Here is a 21,399-nt window from a genome sequence, read left to right on the forward strand (position 1 = left end):
AACGCTCTGGCATATTGATTGCTCTCTTTTTTGCTGGTGCAGCACCATACGACTGGACTCTTGAAGGAGGCACCATGGACAAGGACAAAGCGATCGACTCGGACCATGAAGTTAAAGCCGACATCAAGGAAGCCGCCGGCATAGCAACCATCGAGAAAGGAAGAGATTGGGCCGCTAAAACGGAAAAGGGCACTGGACCCTCCACTCAGACGCCTGAAGACGTGGATGACGACCTTCTCGACATGCCGCAAGATTAAGGCAGTAATCGCAACCCGGTACGGCGGACAAATTCTTCGTAGGTGATTGGCGGCCCTGCCTTTGCGCTTGCCTTGTTCATCTGCCAATGCACCCATGTCCGCCCCGTCGTTGCATCGCGGACCACTTTATACAGGTGGGTCGGCACCGCGACCCGCCCCGCCCGGGCGGATAGCAGCCGGTCATCATAGACAGGACCGGTGAAAATATGAACATCGCCGGCCGCGCGCATTACGTACTTGCGCGTGTCCTGCTCGATCTGGCTCCAGGCCCCCGCATTGTGCGTCTGATTCTGTGGAACCATATTGGCAAGCGAAAAGCTCTGTGTCATTGCCTGAAGGCTATGCATGTCAGCCGCCGGCGCCATGTGCCCGCGAGAATACCCAGAGTTTCGATAATCGTCCAGTTCCGCGCGTTCAGTCTTCGGCAGCCGGGCATCTGCGTAAAATTGATCTATCCGTTCTATGCTCGAAGCACGCAACAGCATTCCGCGGTTGATGCGCTGAGCAACGAATACAGGCGTCCTGGTCTGACCGCTGTGCAGGATGGCAAAGGACGAAAAGCACAGTTCGCGGAGCCCCTTGCCGCCAGGAACGGCCGGAAGCCGGCCCTCTGGAAAGAACTGGGGACACTGGACAAAGTGCGTTTGAACCAGCGATCCCGCAGGAACTTCCTGCGTAGCCACCTGGTCCTGCTCATGGCCAGGCAACCCAAGCTGCCGGAGGATAGGCTCGATCGGTAGTTGCTCAACTAATTGTGGGTTGAGTGCACAACTCGCAACGCTAAATGCGGTAATGGTGGAGGCGCTTAGTGCCTTCAGGAAGCTGGCAAGGCGGCCGGCAGATACCTTGCTTGGTTTTGATGTGGTGGTGTTGCGTCTTTTACGGGAAACTGGCTTCTTCTTGCTCGTCATTCTGCTACGGTTGAAATACTGCGAGGTAAGTCCAGGCGGCTGGCCTAGTTGGCTGGAGGAGTCACCATGTACTTACCGCCCCCCTTGAAATTGGCGTCCTGCATTTCAACAATACAGCGTGAATTCCCATAAAAGACCACTTTACCGTCGCGCGCCATGATGACCGCCGCCTCGGTTGCAGAGTAAACAGCCGCATATTCGTAACAGGTAAAGCCATAGGTATTGCCGGACTTTTCTTTGGGCGGCTCGCCCATCGCCTCGAGTATTGGTTTGAGCTCTTGTCCAATATCGACAGAATACAAGACGGACTGTAATTTTTTCTGCCGCTCGTCGCCAACCGCCGTCGTAGCATCTGTACCGCCCAGCGTTGTTTTTGCGACGTTATAGCCGGCTTCCGCCATTTGCCCCGCCATCATTGGGGTGCAGCCGGATAAGGCCGTGATGCCGATTGCCCCTGCGACGACGGCCAGTAAGGAAATTGTCCTGTTTATTGCTTGCATGTATGCCCTCTCGCACCAATCTGGCATAGTTTGCCGTCTGCCATAGTAACCCTGCATTCAACCTGGCTCAAACGGCTCGATCAAATCAAACGGTGCGCGCTATGTCGGCCCCAGCAGCGGTCAATTTTTCAATGACGACATCGCACTCCCTGGCGTCCCTGGGATGTACGATCAGCGACCATTGACCCGCTTCCGTGGCCGTCTTGACCCGTTGGATGACGATCTGATGATCTGGCCGCGACGTGATCAAGCCCCCCAGCAGCAGCCCCGCTATCGAGCCCAGAAAGATGATTGCCATGGCGCTCAGACCGGGGGAACTGTCAATTGCGGGAATATCGGCTGCATAAAGCGCAAACCAGACGAGGATACCTGCGACCAAGCCTGCCAGCCCAAGCATTGCATGGGCACGTATTGCCGTCCTGGCAACGCCTTGCGGTTCGGGCTCCAGTTTTTTTGCGTAGTCCCTCTCGTACGGCTCCACAAGCAACACCTGCGTGCTCTGAAGGCCTGCGGCCGATTTCAGGAAGTCGGCCGCCGAAAGCGCCTGCGACTCCGAGTCGAACACCGCGGCGATCTTGGTCGTGGCCTTTTCACCAAATAACATTTGCCAATTCATAGAGGTTCCTGGACCGACCGGTCGGTTGTGATGACATGGGTCGATTCAAGCAAGCGGCGTTCCCGGGCCTGGTGCCGGGCTGCGCCGCCATATGACTACGCCTCTAGATGGAATCCCCTGGCGTTAATGTCCGGACGTAGGATCGATCTTCTCGTTGGAGTGAAAGATCGAGGGGTCTTCCTTGCCTGTGACGCTAAGAATGCCGGCCAGACCCTTTTCGACCCGCGAGAGCGCATGGTCTACAAGGATGTAATTGCCGGGGACGTCGACCTTGAACTCCACCATCGTAGCGCCACCGGGTGGAACCAGCGTGGTTTGCACATCGGTCAACGGAGGACTGGTCAGCGATGCTTGGTCGTAAACCTTGTCGAATACCTCGCCGATGACATGGAAGCTGGACGTGAGGTTGGGGCCGCCTACACCGAAGAAAATGCGCACTGTTTCGCCTACCGTGGCTTGCAGCTTGTACTTGTCGCTAAGCGCGTGCATCGATCCGTTGAACATCAAATGTTCCGGATTTTCGTCCAGCAGTTTCTCGAGGGAGAACTCCTGCAGTCCTTGTGATCCGTGCTTTTGCGCGGTATAGAGTTCACCCTGCATGACATAGAACTCGCGGTCCACTTTGGACAAGCCGCCTTCCGGTTCCACAAGAATCATCCCATACATACCGTTGGTAATATGCTGAGCCACCATAGGCGTAGCGCAATGGTAGACGAACAAGCCTGGATGCATTGCCTTGAACGTGAAGCTCTTGGTTTGGCCGGGAGCCACCTGCGTGACTGCGGCACCACCCCCCGGGCCCGTGACAGCGTGAAAATCCACCGAGTGGATGTGAGTAGCTTCCTTGGAGTTGGTCAAGTTTACCGTGATGGTGTCGCCCACCCGGACCCGCACAAACGGCCCTGGCACCTTATTATTGAATGTCCAGTACTTATAGGTGCTGCCCGTCGTTAGTTGACCCTCTACTTCAGTGGTTTCCAGGTCGAGGGTGACTTTCATGGGCGCGCGCGCACCGACCGGCTCGCCGACCGAGGTAGGGTTCTGGGATACATCCAAAGCAGTGCTTACGACGGCCGCCTGGGGATCGCCCACAATCAGCTTGCCGAACATGCCTGCTGCCTTATGGCCAGGCAAGGTACACAAATACTCGAATGTACCGCTCTTGGTCGCCCTGAACACAATGGCCGTGGACGCGCCTTTGCCGACGAGTTGGTCCGATTTGGCGCCGAATTCCGGTACAGCAATATCGTGTATGGCGCCGTCATCGTTGATGACGTTGATTTGCACGACGGCATTTTCCGGCACTTTGAGGTCGGGGTTGATCTGACCCGAAATGGCGCCTGCGTCACCGATGAATACCAGCTTGCCATCGGCAATGCTGGTGCGAAACGTGAAGGTGACGTCCGGCGTATACGTTACGTTACCTCGCGCGGGATTGACTTCAGCGGCAGCGGACGGCGCCGCCCACCCGACTGAAAGGGCAAACGCTATAAATGCGAAAAACAGTTTCATGGGACCCCCCCCTGATAAATAAAATCTGTCGCGTCTCACCACCGGCGCAGCCTGCTACGCCTGCAATGCGCGACCGATGGAATATACATCGTTCTCCGGAATATGTGGGGTATTGCCGTCGGTTCATTTCGACCCGTTACATCCATCCCAAATTCCCGCTTCCAACCCTTCCTTCAAATCCAATGAAAAGCTGCGAGACCTGCTTATGCTTCCGGTTTGCTTCGCCAGCGGTCGCCGTAATGTTCACCTTCCGCTTGCGATCGTGGCGACGCCGTGCGCCCGGCAATTCCTTTCGTGGTTGTGCAGCGATGCACGCAGATTGTTGCCAATAACCGACATACTTACGCCGGGCCATGCACAAGGTGGTTCCGCGACGCGCATAATGCATTTTCTGCATAAGTTTGGCAATAATCCATTGTAGGTGTATAACTTGCTTACCTCACTGCAGCATAGGAAAGGGGTAGTGTAGCGACACGCATCAGAAAAACAGCCTATTCGGGACGTCCTGCCACCCGCGGCAGACCACAGAGGAGCGCTTCATCATGCAAGATTCGGGGATATATCGAATACTTAAGATCGTGAGCTTTGTTGTTCTGGGATTGGGAGGGGCGGCCATCTGCTATGCCGCCGTGATCGCCGGGATGTATTGGTCCGGTATCGGTGTATAGGCGGAGGCGGACATGAATAAAAAACAGACTCGCCTATTCGCCGTGGCTTCGACCGGCATTGCAGTCCTGGTCCTTCTGGTGTTGACCGTAGACACCCATCGCCAGTTTCCAGCACTGACAAATTCCCAGAACATCACCGAGAGCGTGATTCGGGGACAGAATGTCTGGCACGCCAAAAACTGCATCAACTGCCACACTATGTTGGGCGAAGGCGCTTATTATGCCCCCGACCTCACCAAAATCACACAGCATCGCGGCACGCCCTACCTGACAGCTTTTCTTAAAGACCCGTCCCAGTTCTACGACGAACAAAAACATCGCCGATTGATGCCCCAGCAAGACCTGACGGACGAGAACATCGCGGACCTGATTGCTTTCATGGATTGGGTCAGCAAAGTCGACAACCAGGGCTGGCCTCCGCGCCCCATCCTCGTCACGGGTGGGTCCATACCGGGTACCGACCTTTCCGTTGCGCAGCAGGCAGATCGCTCTGCAAGCGGCGCTTCCGGTGAATTGCCGCCGGGAGCCAGGCCGGTTGCAAGCGGAAACGATCCCATTGCACTAGGTGAAGCGCTCTTCAGTTCGGTGACACCGACCTGTAACGCCTGCCATTCCACCGCGCCTGGTGTGAACCTGGCGGGTCCCACCCTGGCTGGCCTTTCGACCCGGGCGCAGGTAACAATTGCATCGCCCGAATACAAGGGAAAGGCCAAAACCGTTGAAGAGTTCATTCAAGAGTCCATCGTGGAGCCCAGCGCCTATCTGCATCCCGGCGCCATGTATTCGGCCGGCGGCACGTCATTCATGCCCACCACCTATGGAAAGGACCTGACACCGGAACAGATTGCCCATCTGGTGGCCTACCTGGCAAGCTTCAAATAGTAGGCCAGAAAATCGGATACGACATAGAAAAATTGAGGAGTCGCCATGCGCTATAAATCGCAATCTGTTGCCTACTGGTATTTCGCACTCGCCCTGATCCTGTTCGGCCTGCAAATCGTGTTCGGCCTGTTATCAGCGACCAAATACCTCGGTCCCGATCCGCTTCTGAATATCATGCCGTTCGATGTCACGAAGACGATACATACCAATCTGCTCATTGTGTGGCTCCTCACGGGATTCATGGGCGCCACCTACTGGATGGTCAGTGATGAATCGCGCGGCGAAATCTATAGCGTAAAGCTGGCCTATATTCAGTTGGGACTATGGGCCGTGATGGGTGTGTCGGCGATCATCGGTTATTTCTTTCGCTACGGCACGGGAAACAAATTCCTCGAACAGCCACTGCCGCACAAGATAGTCATCGTGGTCGTGATGCTCATGTTTCTGTACAACGTAGGCATGACGATAAAGCGGTCAGGGCGCTTCACCACGACCGAAGGCGTGCTGTTGTTGGGATTGGGAAGTTCCGCCCTGCTTTACCTGCCCGCCCTTCTGCACTACGAAAACTACATCGTATCCATCTATTACCGGTGGTGGACCATACACCTGTGGGTGGAAGGCGTGTGGGAAATGATACAGGCGTCTTTCCTGGCTTACTTGCTGATTCGCCTATCGGGCGCTGACCGCGAGGTCATGGAGAAATGGCTTTACGTCATAGTCGGGCTGGTATTCATAGGCGGCATACTGGGCACCGCTCACCATTACTACTGGATAGGTGTACCTACCTATTGGCTTCCCCTGGGCGGCTTTTTCAGTGCGCTGGAACCCTTGTCACTGCTGGGCATGGCCATGTATGCCTATGCCGCCATGCGGCGCTCCGGCGTCAACCATCCCAACAACCTGGCTTTGCACTGGACGTTGGGCAGTGCCATTTTCGGCTTGTTCGGCGCAGGCCTTCTTGGCCTGGCGCATACCTTTCCTGATATCAACAAATGGACTCATGGCACGCTTATTACCGCAATGCATGGACATGCCGCATTCTATGGTGCCTATGCGATGGTCGTCATGGCCATGATTTCCTACGCCATGCCCTCCATGATGCGCACACCCAACGAGCGCGGCACCAGCGTCGGCTATTGGGCATTCTGGCTGCAGGTCAGCGGCATGTTCGGCATGACCCTGTCATTTGCCACTGCCGGCATCGGACAGGTCTATCTCGAGCGGGTGCTGGGCATAGGCTACCTCGATGTGCAGTTAAAAATCCAGATCCACTTCGTCATGCTAATCGCGTGCGCATCCTTGTTCGCCGTCGGCGTGGGCCTGTTCATCTATGACTTCTTCCGCCATATCCCCGGCTCCCGTACAGCGGATACGACAATAGGTTCACCGTTGCACGCCTCGCCGGCGACCAGCACGAGGGTCAACTAGTTGAATGAACCGGGACATCGCAACAGCTTCATCGGCCTCGGTGCTTCCTTTACCCGTGAGGACACCGCGTCGTTGGCAGATCCGTTGACGCCGCCGATGCCGGAGCATGCGTCACAACCGTTCTACATGCCCTCCGGCAACGAGATTGCCGTATTTGAACAATGCCATGCCAATCAGTTGGCGGTAATGCTCAAAGGGCCGACAGGCTGCGGCAAGACGCGTTTCGTGGAACATATGGCCTGGCGACTGGGCCGGCCGCTTGTCACCGTGTCCTGCCACGACGACCTGACCGCCAGCGACCTCGTTGGCCGTTTTCTTATCCATCACGACCACATGGCATGGCAGGACGGACCGCTGGCCAGCGCCGCGCGCCAGGGCGCCATCTGCTATCTGGACGAGGTGATCGAGGCACGTCAGGATACCGTCGTTGTCCTGCACTCGCTAACAGACCACCGCCGCACCTTATCCCTGGAGAAAACGGGCGAGCTCATCCACGCCGATCCAGGTTTCCAGCTTGTCGTGTCCTATAACCCCGGATATCAACGCATGTTGAAAGACATGAAGCCCAGTACCCGGCAAAGGTTCGTCGCGCTGGATTTCGAGTTCCCGCCGACAGACCGCGAAATTGCCATTGTGCTGCGTGAAGGCGGAACCGATACCGCAACGGCGCACGCGCTGGTCACATTGGCCCATAAGCTCCGCGGCTTGCATGACAGGGGGCTCGTTGAGGTGCCCAGCACACGGCTCCTGGTGGCGACCGCCAAGCTTATCGCCGGAGGCATTCCCTTGCGACAGGCCTGCTACGTGGGTTTGGTGGCACCGCTATCGGACGATGTGTCCCTGGCAGGAGCCATGCGCGATCTGGTCGACCTGACGTTCGTCTAAGCCAGCACGGAGGCAGTTTATGGCGGAAGCCGAAGATGTCATCACCGATGCGGCACGCCATGCAACGATATTCGCACGGCAAGTGTGGAGGCGCCACCAGGACACGTCGAATACGCCAAAAATCGTACAGCTTGCCGAAGTTGCCGATCGCGTGGACTTGTTGATCGGCGCCGTATTCGGCATTCACTACCCCCTGCGTACCGCACAGGCGCCAGCTGCGCGCACCCTGCTGGCCAGAATGTTCCGACGTAATGACCTGCCTTCGCCGAACCAGGCGTTGCCATCAACCGACGGACATTCTCTATGGTTGCCGGCAGACGTCCAGAGTAGTGATTATGATGCGAGTCTGGAACAATTCAGGACGATGGCCCTGCAACAGGCCATGCGCGCGTTTCGCGGTAACGCGCGCATGATCGCAAGCCTGCCCTCGTCCCTGGAGCGTGATACCTGTCTGATCGTCGAAGCCTGCGCTAGCGATCAGGCCCTGATTGCCATGCTGCCCGGCCTGGAACCCGCCATTGATGCGCTGCGTCGCAAGGCATTGGGCGCCCGGCCGCCCTTGACCACCATCTCGCCTCTTTATCATCCGCTTGAACGGTTGTTGCGCTCCATACTCGAGAGCCCATGCGCCACACCGCCAGCCGAACTGGCCGGTTGCATGGCGGCCACCGCAGTCATTGACCGGGGCCGGGAACTGGCGCTGCGCCTTGCCGCTATCGACATCTTGTCGCCGAAATGGGGCAAGACGGCGGTATACAAAGACCGCTGGACTGGCGATATCCAGTCGGACGCCCCCGGTGCAGGGGAGTTCAACGCGGCTGGCGGCGCCTCGGATCGAGACGATACGCAAAAGCTCCGTAGTGCCAGGTTGCTTCGCCGGCCCAAGGTCCGCGATGCAATTGAAGATGAGGACGACGACGAACAGGGAGCATGGATGGTTCAGCCATCCCCGCCGAACGAGCACGCGGAAGATCCCATGGGGATGCAACGGCCCACGGACCAGGACGATCAGACGCCTCCGGAGGAGTTTGCCGATTCATTGTCGGAGCTGGCGGAAGCACGGCTGGTATCAACACCGGGAAGTCCGAAGGACGTCCTGTTGTCAGACGATCCGCCCCAGGCCCACGCGGGACAGCAAGGCGAAAACGCCGCCGACGCCACCTCGATGCAATTACGCTATCCCGAATGGGACTGCCGGATCAATGCTTACCGTGATCCAGGGGTAACTGTGCATTTATTGACACCTGGATTCGGCGCCCTGGAATGGGTGAAGGAAACACTCGACAAGCATCAAGGCATGCTGGCCGTCATACGGCGGCGCTTCGAGATGCTGCGTCCCGAACGCGTACGACTGCGCAAACAGCTCGAAGGCGACAGCATAGACTTGGCCGCGTATACCGAAGCGCTCGCGGACAGGCACGCGGGAATTGCCATGCCCCAGGGTCTCTACGAAAGCCAGCGGCCAGGCAAGCGGGATATGGCCATCATGCTGTTGATCGATATCAGTGGATCCACCGACTCGTGGCTGTCGTCCACGCAACGCGTCATCGACGTGGAGCGCGAGGCCTTGTTGCTGGTATGCGCCGCGCTGGAAGGCCTGAACGAACCCTACTCCGTCCAGGCATTTTCAGGCGAAGGCCCGCAGGGCGTTACAGTCAGCGCCATCAAGGGCTTTGAGGAACGCTACGATATGCAGATTGCCCAGCGCATCGCCGCGCTGGAGCCTGAGCGCTATACACGTACAGGTGCCGCCCTGCGCCATGCGAGCATGCTGCTCATGAAGCAACCGTCCCAGCATCGGCTCTTGATGCTGCTGTCGGATGGCAAGCCCAATGATGCTGATGAGTATGATGGACGATACGGCGTGGAGGATATGCGGCAGGCCGTCAACGAAGCAAAACTGCAGGGCATCTTCCCGTTCTGCCTGACTATAGATAGACAAGCCGCAAGCTATCTGCCGGCTGTATTCGGGCCGCGCCAGTATGCATTGCTGCCCAAGCCGGAATTGCTTCCCACTGTGCTGCTGGACTGGATGCGGCGGCTGCTTGCATGATGATCAGTCACGCCTGGCGTCGCCCCGCATCTTGCGTTACGCAATATGAGAAGGTGTTTGCTGGGCCAGACGTTCGCCGAGAAAGTCCAGGAATGAGCGTACTGCCGGCACGAGTCCCCGGCGCGATGCGAACACAGCGTGAACAATGCCCGGCTGGGGCGCCCAGTCGGGCAGGACATGGACCAGCCGACCGTCCGCAATCTCGTCGCGGCACATATAGTCGGGCAAAACCCCCATGCCTACGCCCCCGAGCACCGCGAACTTCAAGGTGAAAAGGTCATCGGCGACAAATACCGGTCTGTGCGACACGGCATACTGTGCACCATTAGGCCCGAATAACTGCCAAGTGGCACGTCCATCACTGACCGACATGGACACCGAATCCAGCAGCGAGAGATCACTGGGATCTGCCGGCGTAATCTGACGCTGGAGCTGTGTTGGGCTGGCGACAAGAAACGTGTGACTCAGCCCCAGATGCTTGATCACGGCGCTGCCACTATCGGCCAATGACACGCGAACCCTCAGCGCCACGTCTACGCCCTCTTCGATCAGATCCACAACATGATTGCTGACGCGCATGTGCACGTGGACCTCGGGGTACGTTAAGAGATAGTCGGACAAAATGGGCCCTACCGCGTTCTGTGCAAGCGTCACAGGGCACACCACCCGGATAAGCCCTCGCGGCCCTGACTGGACCTGCGCGACAGCGGCTTCGGCTGCCAGGGCTTCTTCGCGCATCGAGGCACAATGACGGTAATACAACTGGCCCACTGTCGTCAGGGAAATCTTTCGCGTCGTGCGCTGGAGCAGTCTTACCCCCAATTCGTCTTCAAGCGCGGCGACGCGACGCGATAAACGCGATTTGGGCACGCCCAGCGCCCGTCCCGCAGCGGCAAACCCTCCCTGATTCACCACCTCCGCAAAGTACATCATATCGTTCAGATCTTGCATCGCATATCCACTAGGCTTGATTTCAGGACAATCTATTGCATTTTTACAGTCTTATCAATAAACAGATGCTAATGCACAATGGATCCATGCATTGTTATTAAACCAATCTGGAGCAAATTCATGAAACTTCTACATGTCGATTCAAGCATCAACGGCGCCAACTCGGTGTCGCGCAAACTCACCAAAGACATCGTGTCCCAATGGATGGCCGACCACCCCAACACCCAGGTCGAATACCTGGATCTCGCAGCCGATACACCCAGTCACTTCTCACAAGACGCCATGGGTTTCCGCCTTCCCCCATCCGGCGCAACGCCGACCGAAGCGCAGCGTCAGGAGAATGAATTATCGGAAAAGCTGGTATCGCAATTCCTGGCTGCCGATGTGATTGTGGTCGGCTCGCCTCTGTATAATTTTTCGATTCCCAGCCAGCTCAAATCCTGGATCGATCGGCTGGCTCAGGCTGGCCGTACATTCACCTACACCGCAAATGGTCCGGAAGGGCTGGCCAAAGGCAAGACGGTCATCGCAGCGCTCAGCCGCGGCGGCATCTACTCCACCAGCGAAGCCGGCCGCGCCATGGAGCACCAGGAAAGCTACCTGAAGACGATATTCGGCTTCTTCGGCATCACCGACGTGCGGGTCGTGCGAGCCGAGGGCACTGACATGGGCGCCGAGAGCCGCACGAACGCATTGCAGACGGCTGATAAATGTATCAAGGTCCTGGCTACCAAATCATTTGACCCCAGCACGGCTGAAATGGCCGCCTGACGGTCATCACGCCTTGAACCTGCCCTCGTGCGTTTGCCCGGGCAGCGACAGCCCAATGTCAATCACGGGCTACAATCAGGCCAGACATCCCGACCCCGACCCAATCCTGGCTCGGGGCCGGGACGCACTGAAATGCCTGCCTATTGTGACCCCCCTCTCTTTTTCTTCCCTCCCGCTCTCGCGCGCCATACTCGACAATCTCGATAACCTTGGCTATCAAGCCATGACGCCTATCCAGGCGCAGGGCCTTCCGCTCATCGTCGAAGGACGCGATCTCATTGCGCAGGCCAAGACCGGCAGCGGCAAGACCGCGGCATTCGGCCTTGGCATCGTCCATTCCCTGAATGTCGCCTTGTCAGCGACTCAAGCATTGGTTCTGTGTCCCACGCGCGAACTCGCCGAGCAGGTCGCCAATGAACTGCGTCGCCTGGCGCGTGCGTTGAGCAATACCAAGATCATCACGCTATGCGGCGGCACGCCCATACGTCCGCAAGTTGAATCGCTCAAGTTTGGCGCCCACATCATTGTTGCGACGCCAGGCAGGCTGATGGACCACATCGACCGGAGTACGGTCGACTTGTCCCGCATAAAGACGCTGGTACTCGACGAGGCCGATCGCATGCTGGACATGGGTTTCTACGACGACGTCAATCACATTGTCAGCGCGTGCCCGACCCAGCGTCAGACGCTGCTTTTCTCGGCCACTTATGCCGACGACATCCGCAAGGCCAGTGCGCGTTTCCTTAAAAAGCCGGCCGAAGTGAAAGTGGAATCCGTGCATGATGCCAGCCATATCGAGCAGATTTTCTATGAGATCGATGCCGATCGCCGGCTTGCTGTGGTCGGCCAGCTACTTGAACATTTCCGCCCTGTGTCGACGCTGGCGTTCTGCAATACCAAGGCGCAATGTCGCGAGCTGGTCACCTATCTGGAGTCGCGGGGGTTCAGTGCCTTGTCCCTGCACGGCGACCTGGAGCAGCGTGAACGTGAAGATGTGCTGGTACAGTTCTCGAATCGAAGCTGCTCTGTGCTGGTGGCGACCGACGTGGCAGCGCGGGGGCTGGATATCCAGACGCTGGATGCCGTCATCAACGTCGACGTAACGCCGGATGCGGAAGTCCACATCCATCGTATCGGGCGCAGCGGTCGCGCGGGGGCCAAGGGCCTGGCGCTCAGCCTGTGTTCACCCGATGAAATGCGCTGGGCCAACCAAATTGAAAAATACCAGGGCCAGCCGCTGATATGGGTGAACCCCAAGACACTGAAGCCTGCGCCGGGTGGTCGGCTCAATCCTCCAATGATCACGCTTTGCGTGCAGGGCGGAAAGAAAGACAAGTTGCGACCCGGGGATTTGCTGGGCGCGCTGACCAAGGACGCCGGCTTCGCAGCCGACCAGATCGGGAAGATCAACATCCTGGAATTTGTAAGCTTCGTTGCGCTGGACAGACATATTGCCCAGGAAGCCTACGATAAGCTGAGCAACGGCAATATAAAGGGCCGTCGCTTCAGGATGCGCTTTATGTCGGAACTCTGACGCCCGCTTCCGGCCTTATGGGTCAAAGGTGCTCTTTAAGCCAATGTCCCAGCTTGGCCGCCTTGGTACTGAGGTAGTTCTCATTGAAGGGATTGCGATTTACCTGAATGGGTATGCGCTCGACCACAGGCACGCCAAGACTTTCAAGTGTGCTCACCTTGCGAGGGTTATTCGTCATCAGCCGCAACGAGGCAATGCCGAAGTGATCCAGCATGGGCTTGCACAAGTCGTATCGGCGCATATCGGCCGGAAAACCCAATTGCTCGTTCGCCTCGACCGTGTCGGCGCCCGCATCCTGCAATTGATACGCACGGATTTTGTTCACGAGGCCGATGCCGCGACCTTCCTGCCGCATATATAGCAAGGCCCCACGTCCTTCCGTAGCGATGGCCTTGATTGCAGTTTCAAGTTGGGCGCCACAATCGCAACGCTGGCTGAACAAGGCATCACCCGTCAAGCATTCTGAATGAACGCGGGCCAGCACTGGCTCGCCATTATTGACGTCGCCCAATGTCAACATAAGATGCTCTTTCCCGGTGGCGGCCTCGACGAACACATGAATGCCGAACGTGGCCCAGGGAGTGGGCAGTTCGCTTGATGCAACGTAGCTGAGTTCCTGGACTGCAGGGGCGAGCTGTTCAATTGCTGCTTTTTCGATTTCCAATACGCCAGCGTCAGCGCCGTACATGGGCTGCATAAAATTTAACCTCGAAACGGAAGTACAACGGAGATTAACATTCTTCAATGCGCTTATGTCGCGGCACAGAAAGCCAACCGGCCCTCACGTCGAATTCCACTGGCGGTCTCCGGGCCGCCAGCCTGACTTCCATGATACTTCTGTGCTGCGGTCAGCAGTAGTGTCTCCAAACAGCTTTCACCGTCCCGCACAAAGGACAATCGCCCCTCAATGCCCTCTGGCGCCTATGTCTGCCCAATACACGCAGTCGAAAAGCCAGATAAAATGAAGTCGTCCGGCAAGTTGGTGAACGCCAAGGCGCGCACTGGCCACTTTAACTTTGAAGATTTGTAATTTGAATACGACACCGATTGAATCCTGGGGCTTTCTCCATCCTGAATGCCACGGCGCCAAGGCACTGATGTTTTTCAGCTGGGACCTGGCCAAGACCATCGAGCAGCAATTTACCTTGCATGCCCAGTCGTCGTTGGCCATACAACTGTACGAAGCGCAAAAGGCGGTAGACCGCCTGCTTACCCAGTATGTCCAGATACAGGCCAATCCCGATGCATTTGAAGGTCAAAGCATCGAGCTGCACCTGGAAAGCGACGAGACCGACCCCGATACAGCGCCAGTCCTGGCTCTGCATACATCGCCCCACCTGGAACAGCTGATCATAGAATCGCAAGCCCAGCAACAGGCATCCCGCTCCATCAACTGAAAACGACGCATACCAAGCCGCATGCGCGGTCCATTACCGGAGTCCACATGACTACAAAGCAATGGGGCTATGAACGCGCCGACTGTCGCGGAAGCTTCGCGCTAAGCCTGTTCCTGGACGACATGGAGCGTCTCATTGAACATTACACCGGCCAGGCCGCAGCCCAACCCGAAGCGGTAATTTTCCAGGCGCAAGCCGCCGCCAATAAACTGGTGCAGGCCTATGAAAGGAATGCGCGCAACACCACTGCTTTCACCAAGCAGTCCATTGAGATCAAGTCAGTGGTGGATGCTGAAGGCGCCCTGCTGCTGGTTCCCATATTTTCCACCGGGTTGAAGCAAAAACTAGTCGAGCTGCTTAAGCGGAGCAACGAGACCAAGGTTCACTAAACCCCATCGCGCACCCATGTCACCTAAGATGCGTGTATGAAAACCACAATTATCCTGTTGAGTATCCTGGCGGCCACAGCAACCTGGTGGTGGAACACACGAGCCCGTCAAAGCGCGGGCAAACCCAGCTTCGGACACCAATTTCAGAATATTCTGAAATGCCTGGCCGCCGGCGCTGTCGTCTACTTTGCCCTGATGGCCTGCGCTGTGGTCTATTTAATGATTACGACATCCTAATCAATACTCCGGATGGCCCTATCCATGCAAAAAGCGAATAAAACTTGCAAGATTGCCTAAAATGAAATGTAATAGGGCTTACAAAACGTGGTATTTGTCCGCGAAATTGTAACTTGCGTCATAAACTTTTTTGATGCGGTACGAGTGCCACGGCCGCCGTTATCCGGGCCTTGAAAAAGCGTGTACCCGTTTTCCACTATGAGTCCCATCATGCCTGCTCCCGCCTTAAAAATACTGGCCGGCGTGCTGACCGCGTTAGTCGGCCACGCTGCGTTGGCGACGCCGACGCTATGGCCCACCAGTCCCTCACGGACCCAATTGCCAACACCCTACGGAAACCTGCACGTCGCCAATAACGAGTACGTGTATGAGTCACGCCTGCAAATCGACAATACTGATATTGATCCGATGGTGCAAGGCATCCTGAACATCACTTATGCGTTCAGCACACCGAATTCCCATGCAGCGCTCGTTTCAATCAATACAGGAAGTAATGCCTGTCCATACACGTACCGCTGGGTAGTACTTGAAAAATCCGGCTACAAGGTTTCGCCTGAGTTCGGGTCGTGCAATGATCAGATCAAGGTCACAGCAAAGGGGCGCAAGCTGACCATGCTGACCCCCAGCGCGCATACCCCCGACAAGGTAGACATGTACGTGTACGACGGCAAGACACTGAAGCACCGCAGTACACAACTCATTGCCGACAAAAGACGCTAGCCGCAACTGCCGATCGCGCCGCAAGCCGTGCAGAAGTCGCAACCGTCCTTCTTGATTACCGTGTGGTTGCCACACTCGTTGCATGTAGCACCTATCATTGCCGCATTCAACGACGAGCGCTGCGCGGGCTCGTCGGCCACGACACCCATGGCGTTGATGGGCATGCCCTCTTCCGTCAGAATGCCAAGCATGGCATACCGATGAATGACCAATTGCGCCACATAGGCGACCGTCGACGGATAATTTGCTTGTCTTTCGCTTCCAGGCACGCGCGCCAGGAAGTCGCCGCGAGGCTCGGCATAATTCAGGAGCTTGCGCAGCTTCATGCCGATCCAGGCCGGGTCCACCACGCGCATGTCGAGGCTGAGCAGTTTGCATAAGCCATCGAGGGCACGTGGATGAGCACCGGTCAGCCACATGCTGTAGGGACGCCGGCTGCCGTCGGGCATCTGCAGCTCCTTGAGCATCAGCACGAAGTCATCCTGCGTGGAGGGATTACGTACATCGGCTACCCACGCCAATGTTCCGTCGGTGCCGGTTTTTGGCTCATGCGGTGCAAAAAGCGCATTCAGCACCGGGCTTGGATCATTTTCCTGGGCGGCAAGTGCGCCCAAACTGTCGTAACGCCATGCCACAAGCCTGGCCAGCGCTGCCGTGGCGCTGGGTACCTGCACCAGCTCGCCACTTGGCGGCATGGGCATCTGGAAGCCGTCGCCGTAGGCGCTGGACAACACGGACAGCTTCTTGCGCAGCCAGCCTCTATCGTTGGCCCGCATATCGGTGGAAAGCGTCTTGGCAATGGCGTCCAAACCCCGCGGCGGCTGCCCACCCAATACCCAAACCTCGAAGGGGACATTAGCCTGATCGGCCACCACGACTGCAAATTCGCCCTGCGGCGTATGGATGGTCTCGCTGACCCACCCGGAAGCACCGGCTGGCAGTCCCGGGCGAGACGGCCAGCGCAAGGACGCGAGCGGCGGCGACATGGCGACTTCGGTGAGCACCAGGCGCTTGTCCTGCTCTGACAACGTGATGGGCTGTGGATTGCTGGCTTCGGCTGCCGCCCCGACCGACAACACGGCCCCAAGAATACTGTTCGGCCGATAGGTGGTGATGCCTTTGAGGCCTCGGTGCCAGGCCTGGAGATAGAGATTCTTAAATTCGTCGTAGGGATAATCGGCTGGTACGTTGACCGTCTTTGAAATCGCAGCGTCGACATACGGAGCCACAGCAGCAACCATAAGCATGTGGTCGATGGCCGAGATTTCCAGCGCAGAGACAAATGCCTCTGGGAGCTTGTTGACATCGCCGCCCAGCGCCCGGTAGATGCGGTAAGCGTGATCCTCGACCGTATAGTCTTTTTTGCTGCCGTCGGCCATACGCTTCATGCGGTTGTAGAACCACGAAAAAGCCGGCTCGATACCATTGGAGGCGTTATCGGCGAACGCCAGGGAAATGGTGCCTGTAGGGGCAATGGAGGTAAGGTGGGAGTTGCGTATGCCATGCACACGGATCGCATCCTGGATGTCGGCGGGCAGACGCGACGCGAAACCGCCTTGCAAGTACTTTTCGGTATCGAGCAAGGGGAACGCGCCCCGCTCTTTGGCCAGATCGATGGACGCTTCGTAGGCAGCGTCGCGCATTTCGCGAGCCATGTCGGCCGCGAGCTCACGACCCTGATCGGTGTCGTAACGCACGCCCAGCATGATAAGCGTGTCGCCCAGGCCCGTAAAACCTAGACCCAGCCGACGCTTGGCATCGGCCTCGCGCTTTTGTTCGTCGAGCGGCCATTTGGTGGCAATGAGCACATTGTCGAGCATGCGAACAGCAAGCTTCGTTGCTTTGCGCATCTGCTTGAAATCAAACGCGGCATTGGCCGTGAATGGCGCGGTCACATACGCCGTCAGATTCAGGCTTCCCAGGCAGCAGCAGCCGTAATCGGGCAAGGGTTGCTCGCCGCAAGGATTGGTGGCTTCAATGGTCTCGCAATAGGAAAGATTGTTTTCGGCGTTGATGCGATCAAGATACAGTACACCTGGCTCCGCCGCCGCGTAGGTGCTTTGCATGATCAGATCCCACACTTCGCGCGCCTGCACCTTGCGATAGACCCATAGCCCATCGTCGCGAAGGTAAGCCCCGCTGCTTTTCAGGTCGACATTCGGTTCGTTGGCGTGAGTGAGCTCGAACGATGCGTCGGCTTCGACCGCCTGCATGAAGGCGTCGGTGACGCCGACGGATACGTTGAAGTTGTTCAATTGACCACGCTCTTGCTTGGCCGTGATGAATTCCATGACATCGGGATGCGTCACATTGATGACCGCCATCTGGGCACCACGGCGGGCACCGGCGGATTCGACGGTTTCGCATGAGCGATCGAAGACTCTCATGTAGGAAATCGGACCGGAAGCGCTGCTGCCCGTGCCTTTTACCATTGCACCACGAGGCCGGATTGCTGAAAAGTTGTAACCCACGCCACCGCCCCGCCGCATGGTTTCGGCTGCCTGGGCCAACGCCGTATAAATGCCAGGCTTGCCGTCGACCCGTTCGGTGATGGAGTCGCCTACGGGCTGCACGAAACAATTGATCAGCGTGCTTTGCAGATCAGTACCGGCTGCGCTGTTGACGCGGCCCGCCGGAATAAAGCCATGCTGCATCGCCCATAGAAATTCTTCGGCATACTTCTTGCGCTGCTTCGGTTCTTCGACCTGGGCCAGCGCATTGGCCACTCGGCTGCGCACCTCGGTAATGCTGGTTTCACCACCCTTGGCATACTTTTCGATAAGAACCTCCGTAGAGATATCTTGCGGCTGAGCCAGCGCAATAGCGGTGTTTTCCATTTGTTGCATGCTTTGATCCTTGGTCTGTCCGAGTCCGCTTCGTAGACAGCATGGTCGACAGCGGTGGTAATAAATTGCTAATCGCAAGACGGTACCATATCCCCCCACGCGATCCAATGACCTTCATCAAGAAGTGCCTGCCGTCATCCCGGCGGTCTCCATCACGATACGCAGCAAATAGGCGGCGAGCGCCAGGACGGCGATACTCGCGGCCCAGATTCCCACCAGCCAGGCTACGCGTTTAAGCCACGACGGCCGCGCTGCCTTGATGTCGTTTTCCGGCATCAATGGTAGCCATCCTGTGCCGTCACCTTACCCCTGAATACGTAATAGGACCAAGCGGTATACATCAGTATAAGCGGCACGATAAGCAAGGCGCCTACCAGCGTGAAACCCTGGCTCTGCAGAGGGCCGGAAGCATCCCAAATGCTGATATCGGGCGGAATGATATTGGGCCACACGCTGATCCCCAGGCCGCTATACCCCAGAAATACCAGGGCCAGTGTCAGCAGAAAGGGGGCTGCGTGAGGGCGGTTGTTCAGAGACCGCAAAAGAAAGTAGACCGCCAGTAGCACCAGCAAAGGCACGGGTGCGAACCAGAACAGGTTCGGCAGGCTGAACCATCTTTGCGCAATGTCGCTATGCGTGAGAGGCGTCCAGATGCTCAGCGCGACGATGACGGCGAGCAACGCCAGCGTCAGTGGCCTTGCCAACTGCAACATGCGGTCCTGCAGAGGACCTTGTGTCTTGAGGATGAGCCAGGTGCACCCCAACAGAGCGTATGCCACGATCAGACCCAGTCCCGTAAAAATCGAAAAAGAACTAAGCCAGTCCAACGCGCCCCCTGCATAAGAGCGATTCACAACGTTGATGCCATGGATATAGGCGCCCAGCGTCACGCCCTGGAAAAACGTAGCCGCGATGGAACCGCAGATGAACGCCTTGTCCCAAAGATGGCGCCGATGCGCCGGCGCCTTGAAGCGAAACTCGAAGGCGACACCACGAAATATGAGTCCGAGCAACATGAATATGAGCGGCAGCATGAAGGCGCTGAGGATTACAGAGTAAGCCAATGGAAATGCCGCCAGCAGTCCAGCGCCGCCAAGCACCAACCAAGTTTCATTACCGTCCCACACTGGAGCGACCGTATTCATCATGACATCGCGATCTTCCTTACCCGTGACGAACAGGTACAGTATTCCGATACCAAGATCGAAGCCGTCCATCACGACATACATGAGGATGCCGAACAGAATGATAATTGCCCATATAAGAGCCAGATCGATACCCATGGTTCTACCCTCGATTCATGCTGACCTGCGCACGGGATTCGTCGGCGTCCGGTGCCGCCGACATCGGCCGACTCGGCGTGTTATGTTCGCCCGGCCCACCTTCCGGTGGTGCTTCCATAGCGTTCAAGACGGGCCCCTTGCGTATCAATGCCAGTATGTATAGCGTACCCGCACCAAATAGAACGAAGTAGACGACAACGAATAGAGCCAGGGTAATCCCCACTTCAAGCGCCCCATGCGGTGTGACTGCATCGGCCGTACGCATCACGTTGTAGACGATCCATGGCTGGCGCCCTATTTCGGTCGTAAACCAGCCTGCCAGTATGGCGACAAGACCACTGGACCCCATGTACAGTGAGTACCGCCATAGCGCCCTGGACTGGTATAGTCGACCGCGCATGCGGGCTGCGAAGGCCCATAAGGCAAGCGCTATCATTAATATGCCCAGCCCGACCATGATGCGGAAGGTCCAGAACACAACCAGTGCATTGGGCCTATCGTTTTTAGCGAACTCTTTGAGGCCGGCGAACTGGCCGGTCCAGCTGTGAGTCAATATTAAACTGCCAAGGTGGGGAACTTCCACGGCAAAGTGATTCTTTTCCTGTTCCATATCGGGCCAGCCGAACAGGGTCAGCGGGACACCCTCTTCGCTCGGCCCATTTTCCCAATGCCCTTCAATTGCCGCAATCTTGGCGGGCTGGTGCTTGAGCGTATTCAGGCCGTGAAAGTCTCCAATGACGGCTTGCAGCGGCGCCACGACAAGAATCATCCACATGGCCATGGACAACATCTTGCGGATGGCCTGGTTGTCGTTATTGCGCAGCAGATGCCAACTGGCCGACGCCCCCACCATCAGGGCGGTCGCCAAAAAAGCAGCCACACCCATATGGGCGAGACGGTAAGGGAACGAGGGATTGAAAATAACGGCCAGCCAGTCGACAGGCACGACGCGTCCGTTGATGATCTCATAGCCAGCCGGCGTGTGCATCCAGCTATTGGAAGCCAGTATCCATGTCGCGGATATCAAGGTACCTAGCGCAACCATGATGGTGGACAGGAAATGCAAGCCTGGGCCGACACGGGACCATCCGAAGAGCATTACACCCAGGAAACCTGCCTCCAGGAAAAAAGCGGTCAGGACTTCATAGGCAAGCAGCGGCCCGGTTACGCCTCCCGCAAAATCCGAAAAATAGCTCCAGTTGGTGCCGAACTGGTATGCCATGACCAGCCCCGACACCACGCCCATGCCGAAATTTACCGCGAAGATCCTGATCCAGAACTGGTAGAGGTCGCGATATACGGTATTTTGCGTCTTGAGCCAACACGCCTCCAGTACTGCCAGGTAGCTGGCAAGACCTATCGTGATGGCAGGAAACAGAATGTGGAACGAAATCGTAAAGCCAAATTGGATACGAGCTAATAATAGCGCGTCGACATCCATACAGAACCCCTCGATGGCGCGTTGCCCGGAACGATTGAAACACGCTTCCTGGAGTCTGAAATAGTACACCTATCCTTAGGAAAGATTTGGCAGCGAGCCTGGCGGCCAGGCTCGCTTC

The 21,399-nt window shown here is 57.2% G+C and carries 21 protein-coding genes; 11 read left to right on the forward strand and 10 right to left on the reverse strand.

Going from position 1 to position 21,399, the window contains the following annotated elements:
- The first annotated feature begins 74 nt into the window (after window positions 1–74).
- Window positions 75–257 carry a hypothetical protein gene (locus tag CR155_RS05865; RefSeq protein WP_102069054.1) on the forward strand — a complete coding sequence of 61 codons (183 nt, stop codon included), beginning with the start codon at window positions 75–77 and terminating at the stop codon, window positions 255–257.
- Here the strand turns inward: CR155_RS05865 and CR155_RS05870 are convergent.
- The 4 genes from CR155_RS05870 to nirK all read right to left on the reverse strand — a co-directional run bounded on the left by CR155_RS05870 (window position 254) and on the right by nirK (window position 3,796).
- Window positions 254–1,168, reverse strand: a complete 915-nt coding sequence (locus CR155_RS05870; RefSeq protein ID WP_102069055.1) for a DNA/RNA non-specific endonuclease — start codon at window positions 1,166–1,168, stop codon at window positions 254–256. The genes CR155_RS05865 and CR155_RS05870 overlap by 4 nt on opposite strands.
- A gap of 44 nt (window positions 1,169–1,212) precedes the next feature.
- Window positions 1,213–1,725, reverse strand: coding sequence for a hypothetical protein (locus CR155_RS05875; RefSeq protein WP_143705183.1), 513 nt, complete (start codon window positions 1,723–1,725; stop codon window positions 1,213–1,215).
- A 28-nt stretch (window positions 1,726–1,753) separates the two neighbouring features.
- Window positions 1,754–2,284 carry a hypothetical protein gene (locus CR155_RS05880; RefSeq protein ID WP_102069057.1) on the reverse strand — a complete coding sequence of 177 codons (531 nt, stop codon included), beginning with the start codon at window positions 2,282–2,284 and terminating at the stop codon, window positions 1,754–1,756.
- A 123-nt stretch (window positions 2,285–2,407) separates the two neighbouring features.
- Window positions 2,408–3,796, reverse strand: coding sequence for a copper-containing nitrite reductase (nirK, locus tag CR155_RS05885; RefSeq protein ID WP_102069058.1), 1,389 nt, complete (start codon window positions 3,794–3,796; stop codon window positions 2,408–2,410).
- Window positions 3,797–4,476: 680 nt separating this feature from the next.
- On the opposite strand from nirK, the gene CR155_RS05895 reads away from it, so the two are divergent.
- From CR155_RS05895 to CR155_RS05910, 4 genes are all read left to right on the forward strand, one after another.
- Window positions 4,477–5,346 carry a c-type cytochrome gene (locus CR155_RS05895; protein WP_102069060.1) on the forward strand — a complete coding sequence of 290 codons (870 nt, stop codon included), beginning with the start codon at window positions 4,477–4,479 and terminating at the stop codon, window positions 5,344–5,346.
- Between the two features lie 45 nt (window positions 5,347–5,391).
- Window positions 5,392–6,774: a cbb3-type cytochrome c oxidase subunit I gene (locus CR155_RS05900; protein ID WP_102069061.1), complete on the forward strand. Its 1,383-nt coding sequence runs from the start codon at window positions 5,392–5,394 to the stop codon at window positions 6,772–6,774.
- A 96-nt stretch (window positions 6,775–6,870) separates the two neighbouring features.
- Entirely contained in the window at window positions 6,871–7,659 is a 789-nt protein-coding gene (locus CR155_RS05905) for a CbbQ/NirQ/NorQ/GpvN family protein (RefSeq protein ID WP_102069162.1), read from the forward strand.
- Between the two features lie 19 nt (window positions 7,660–7,678).
- Window positions 7,679–9,712, forward strand: coding sequence for a nitric oxide reductase activation protein NorD (locus CR155_RS05910; protein WP_102069062.1), 2,034 nt, complete (start codon window positions 7,679–7,681; stop codon window positions 9,710–9,712).
- A 36-nt stretch (window positions 9,713–9,748) separates the two neighbouring features.
- Here CR155_RS05910 and CR155_RS05915 read toward each other — a convergent pair whose 3' ends face one another.
- Entirely contained in the window at window positions 9,749–10,663 is a 915-nt protein-coding gene (locus CR155_RS05915) for a LysR family transcriptional regulator (RefSeq protein WP_102069063.1), read from the reverse strand.
- Window positions 10,664–10,783: 120 nt separating this feature from the next.
- Between CR155_RS05915 and CR155_RS05920 the strand changes: the two genes are divergently transcribed.
- Window positions 10,784–11,434 (forward strand): FMN-dependent NADH-azoreductase, encoded by a 651-nt coding sequence (locus CR155_RS05920; protein ID WP_102069064.1) that lies wholly within the window; start codon window positions 10,784–10,786, stop codon window positions 11,432–11,434.
- A 145-nt stretch (window positions 11,435–11,579) separates the two neighbouring features.
- Window positions 11,580–12,968, forward strand: coding sequence for an ATP-dependent RNA helicase DbpA (gene dbpA, locus CR155_RS05925; protein ID WP_102069163.1), 1,389 nt, complete (start codon window positions 11,580–11,582; stop codon window positions 12,966–12,968).
- Between the two features lie 22 nt (window positions 12,969–12,990).
- Here dbpA and ribA read toward each other — a convergent pair whose 3' ends face one another.
- Window positions 12,991–13,656, reverse strand: coding sequence for a GTP cyclohydrolase II (gene ribA / locus CR155_RS05930; protein ID WP_102069065.1), 666 nt, complete (start codon window positions 13,654–13,656; stop codon window positions 12,991–12,993).
- A gap of 343 nt (window positions 13,657–13,999) precedes the next feature.
- On the opposite strand from ribA, the gene CR155_RS05935 reads away from it, so the two are divergent.
- The 4 genes from CR155_RS05935 to CR155_RS05950 all read left to right on the forward strand — a co-directional run bounded on the left by CR155_RS05935 (window position 14,000) and on the right by CR155_RS05950 (window position 15,711).
- Complete coding sequence (locus tag CR155_RS05935; RefSeq protein ID WP_102069066.1) at window positions 14,000–14,365, forward strand: hypothetical protein; 366 nt, start codon at window positions 14,000–14,002, stop codon at window positions 14,363–14,365.
- Window positions 14,366–14,412: 47 nt separating this feature from the next.
- Window positions 14,413–14,754 (forward strand): hypothetical protein, encoded by a 342-nt coding sequence (locus CR155_RS05940; RefSeq protein WP_102069067.1) that lies wholly within the window; start codon window positions 14,413–14,415, stop codon window positions 14,752–14,754.
- A gap of 36 nt (window positions 14,755–14,790) precedes the next feature.
- Window positions 14,791–14,991 (forward strand): hypothetical protein, encoded by a 201-nt coding sequence (locus tag CR155_RS05945; RefSeq protein WP_102069068.1) that lies wholly within the window; start codon window positions 14,791–14,793, stop codon window positions 14,989–14,991.
- A 210-nt stretch (window positions 14,992–15,201) separates the two neighbouring features.
- Window positions 15,202–15,711, forward strand: coding sequence for a hypothetical protein (locus CR155_RS05950; protein WP_102069069.1), 510 nt, complete (start codon window positions 15,202–15,204; stop codon window positions 15,709–15,711).
- Here the strand turns inward: CR155_RS05950 and CR155_RS05955 are convergent.
- From CR155_RS05955 to CR155_RS05970, 4 genes are all read right to left on the reverse strand, one after another.
- Window positions 15,708–18,557 carry an adenosylcobalamin-dependent ribonucleoside-diphosphate reductase gene (locus tag CR155_RS05955; protein ID WP_102069070.1) on the reverse strand — a complete coding sequence of 950 codons (2,850 nt, stop codon included), beginning with the start codon at window positions 18,555–18,557 and terminating at the stop codon, window positions 15,708–15,710. The two genes, CR155_RS05950 and CR155_RS05955, sit on opposite strands and share 4 nt — an antisense overlap.
- A gap of 117 nt (window positions 18,558–18,674) precedes the next feature.
- A complete protein-coding gene (locus CR155_RS05960; RefSeq protein ID WP_102069071.1) occupies window positions 18,675–18,833 on the reverse strand; it encodes a DUF2474 domain-containing protein in 159 nt (52 codons plus the stop codon).
- A complete protein-coding gene (gene cydB / locus CR155_RS05965; RefSeq protein WP_102069072.1) occupies window positions 18,833–19,840 on the reverse strand; it encodes a cytochrome d ubiquinol oxidase subunit II in 1,008 nt (335 codons plus the stop codon). The genes CR155_RS05960 and cydB overlap by 1 nt, the downstream gene beginning before the upstream one ends.
- A 4-nt stretch (window positions 19,841–19,844) precedes the next feature.
- Window positions 19,845–21,281 (reverse strand): cytochrome ubiquinol oxidase subunit I, encoded by a 1,437-nt coding sequence (locus tag CR155_RS05970; protein ID WP_102069073.1) that lies wholly within the window; start codon window positions 21,279–21,281, stop codon window positions 19,845–19,847.
- Window positions 21,282–21,399 lie beyond the last annotated feature (118 nt).

The sequence above is a fragment of the Pollutimonas nitritireducens genome (assembly GCF_002849615.1).
GTDB lineage: Bacteria > Pseudomonadota > Gammaproteobacteria > Burkholderiales > Burkholderiaceae_B > Pollutimonas > Pollutimonas nitritireducens.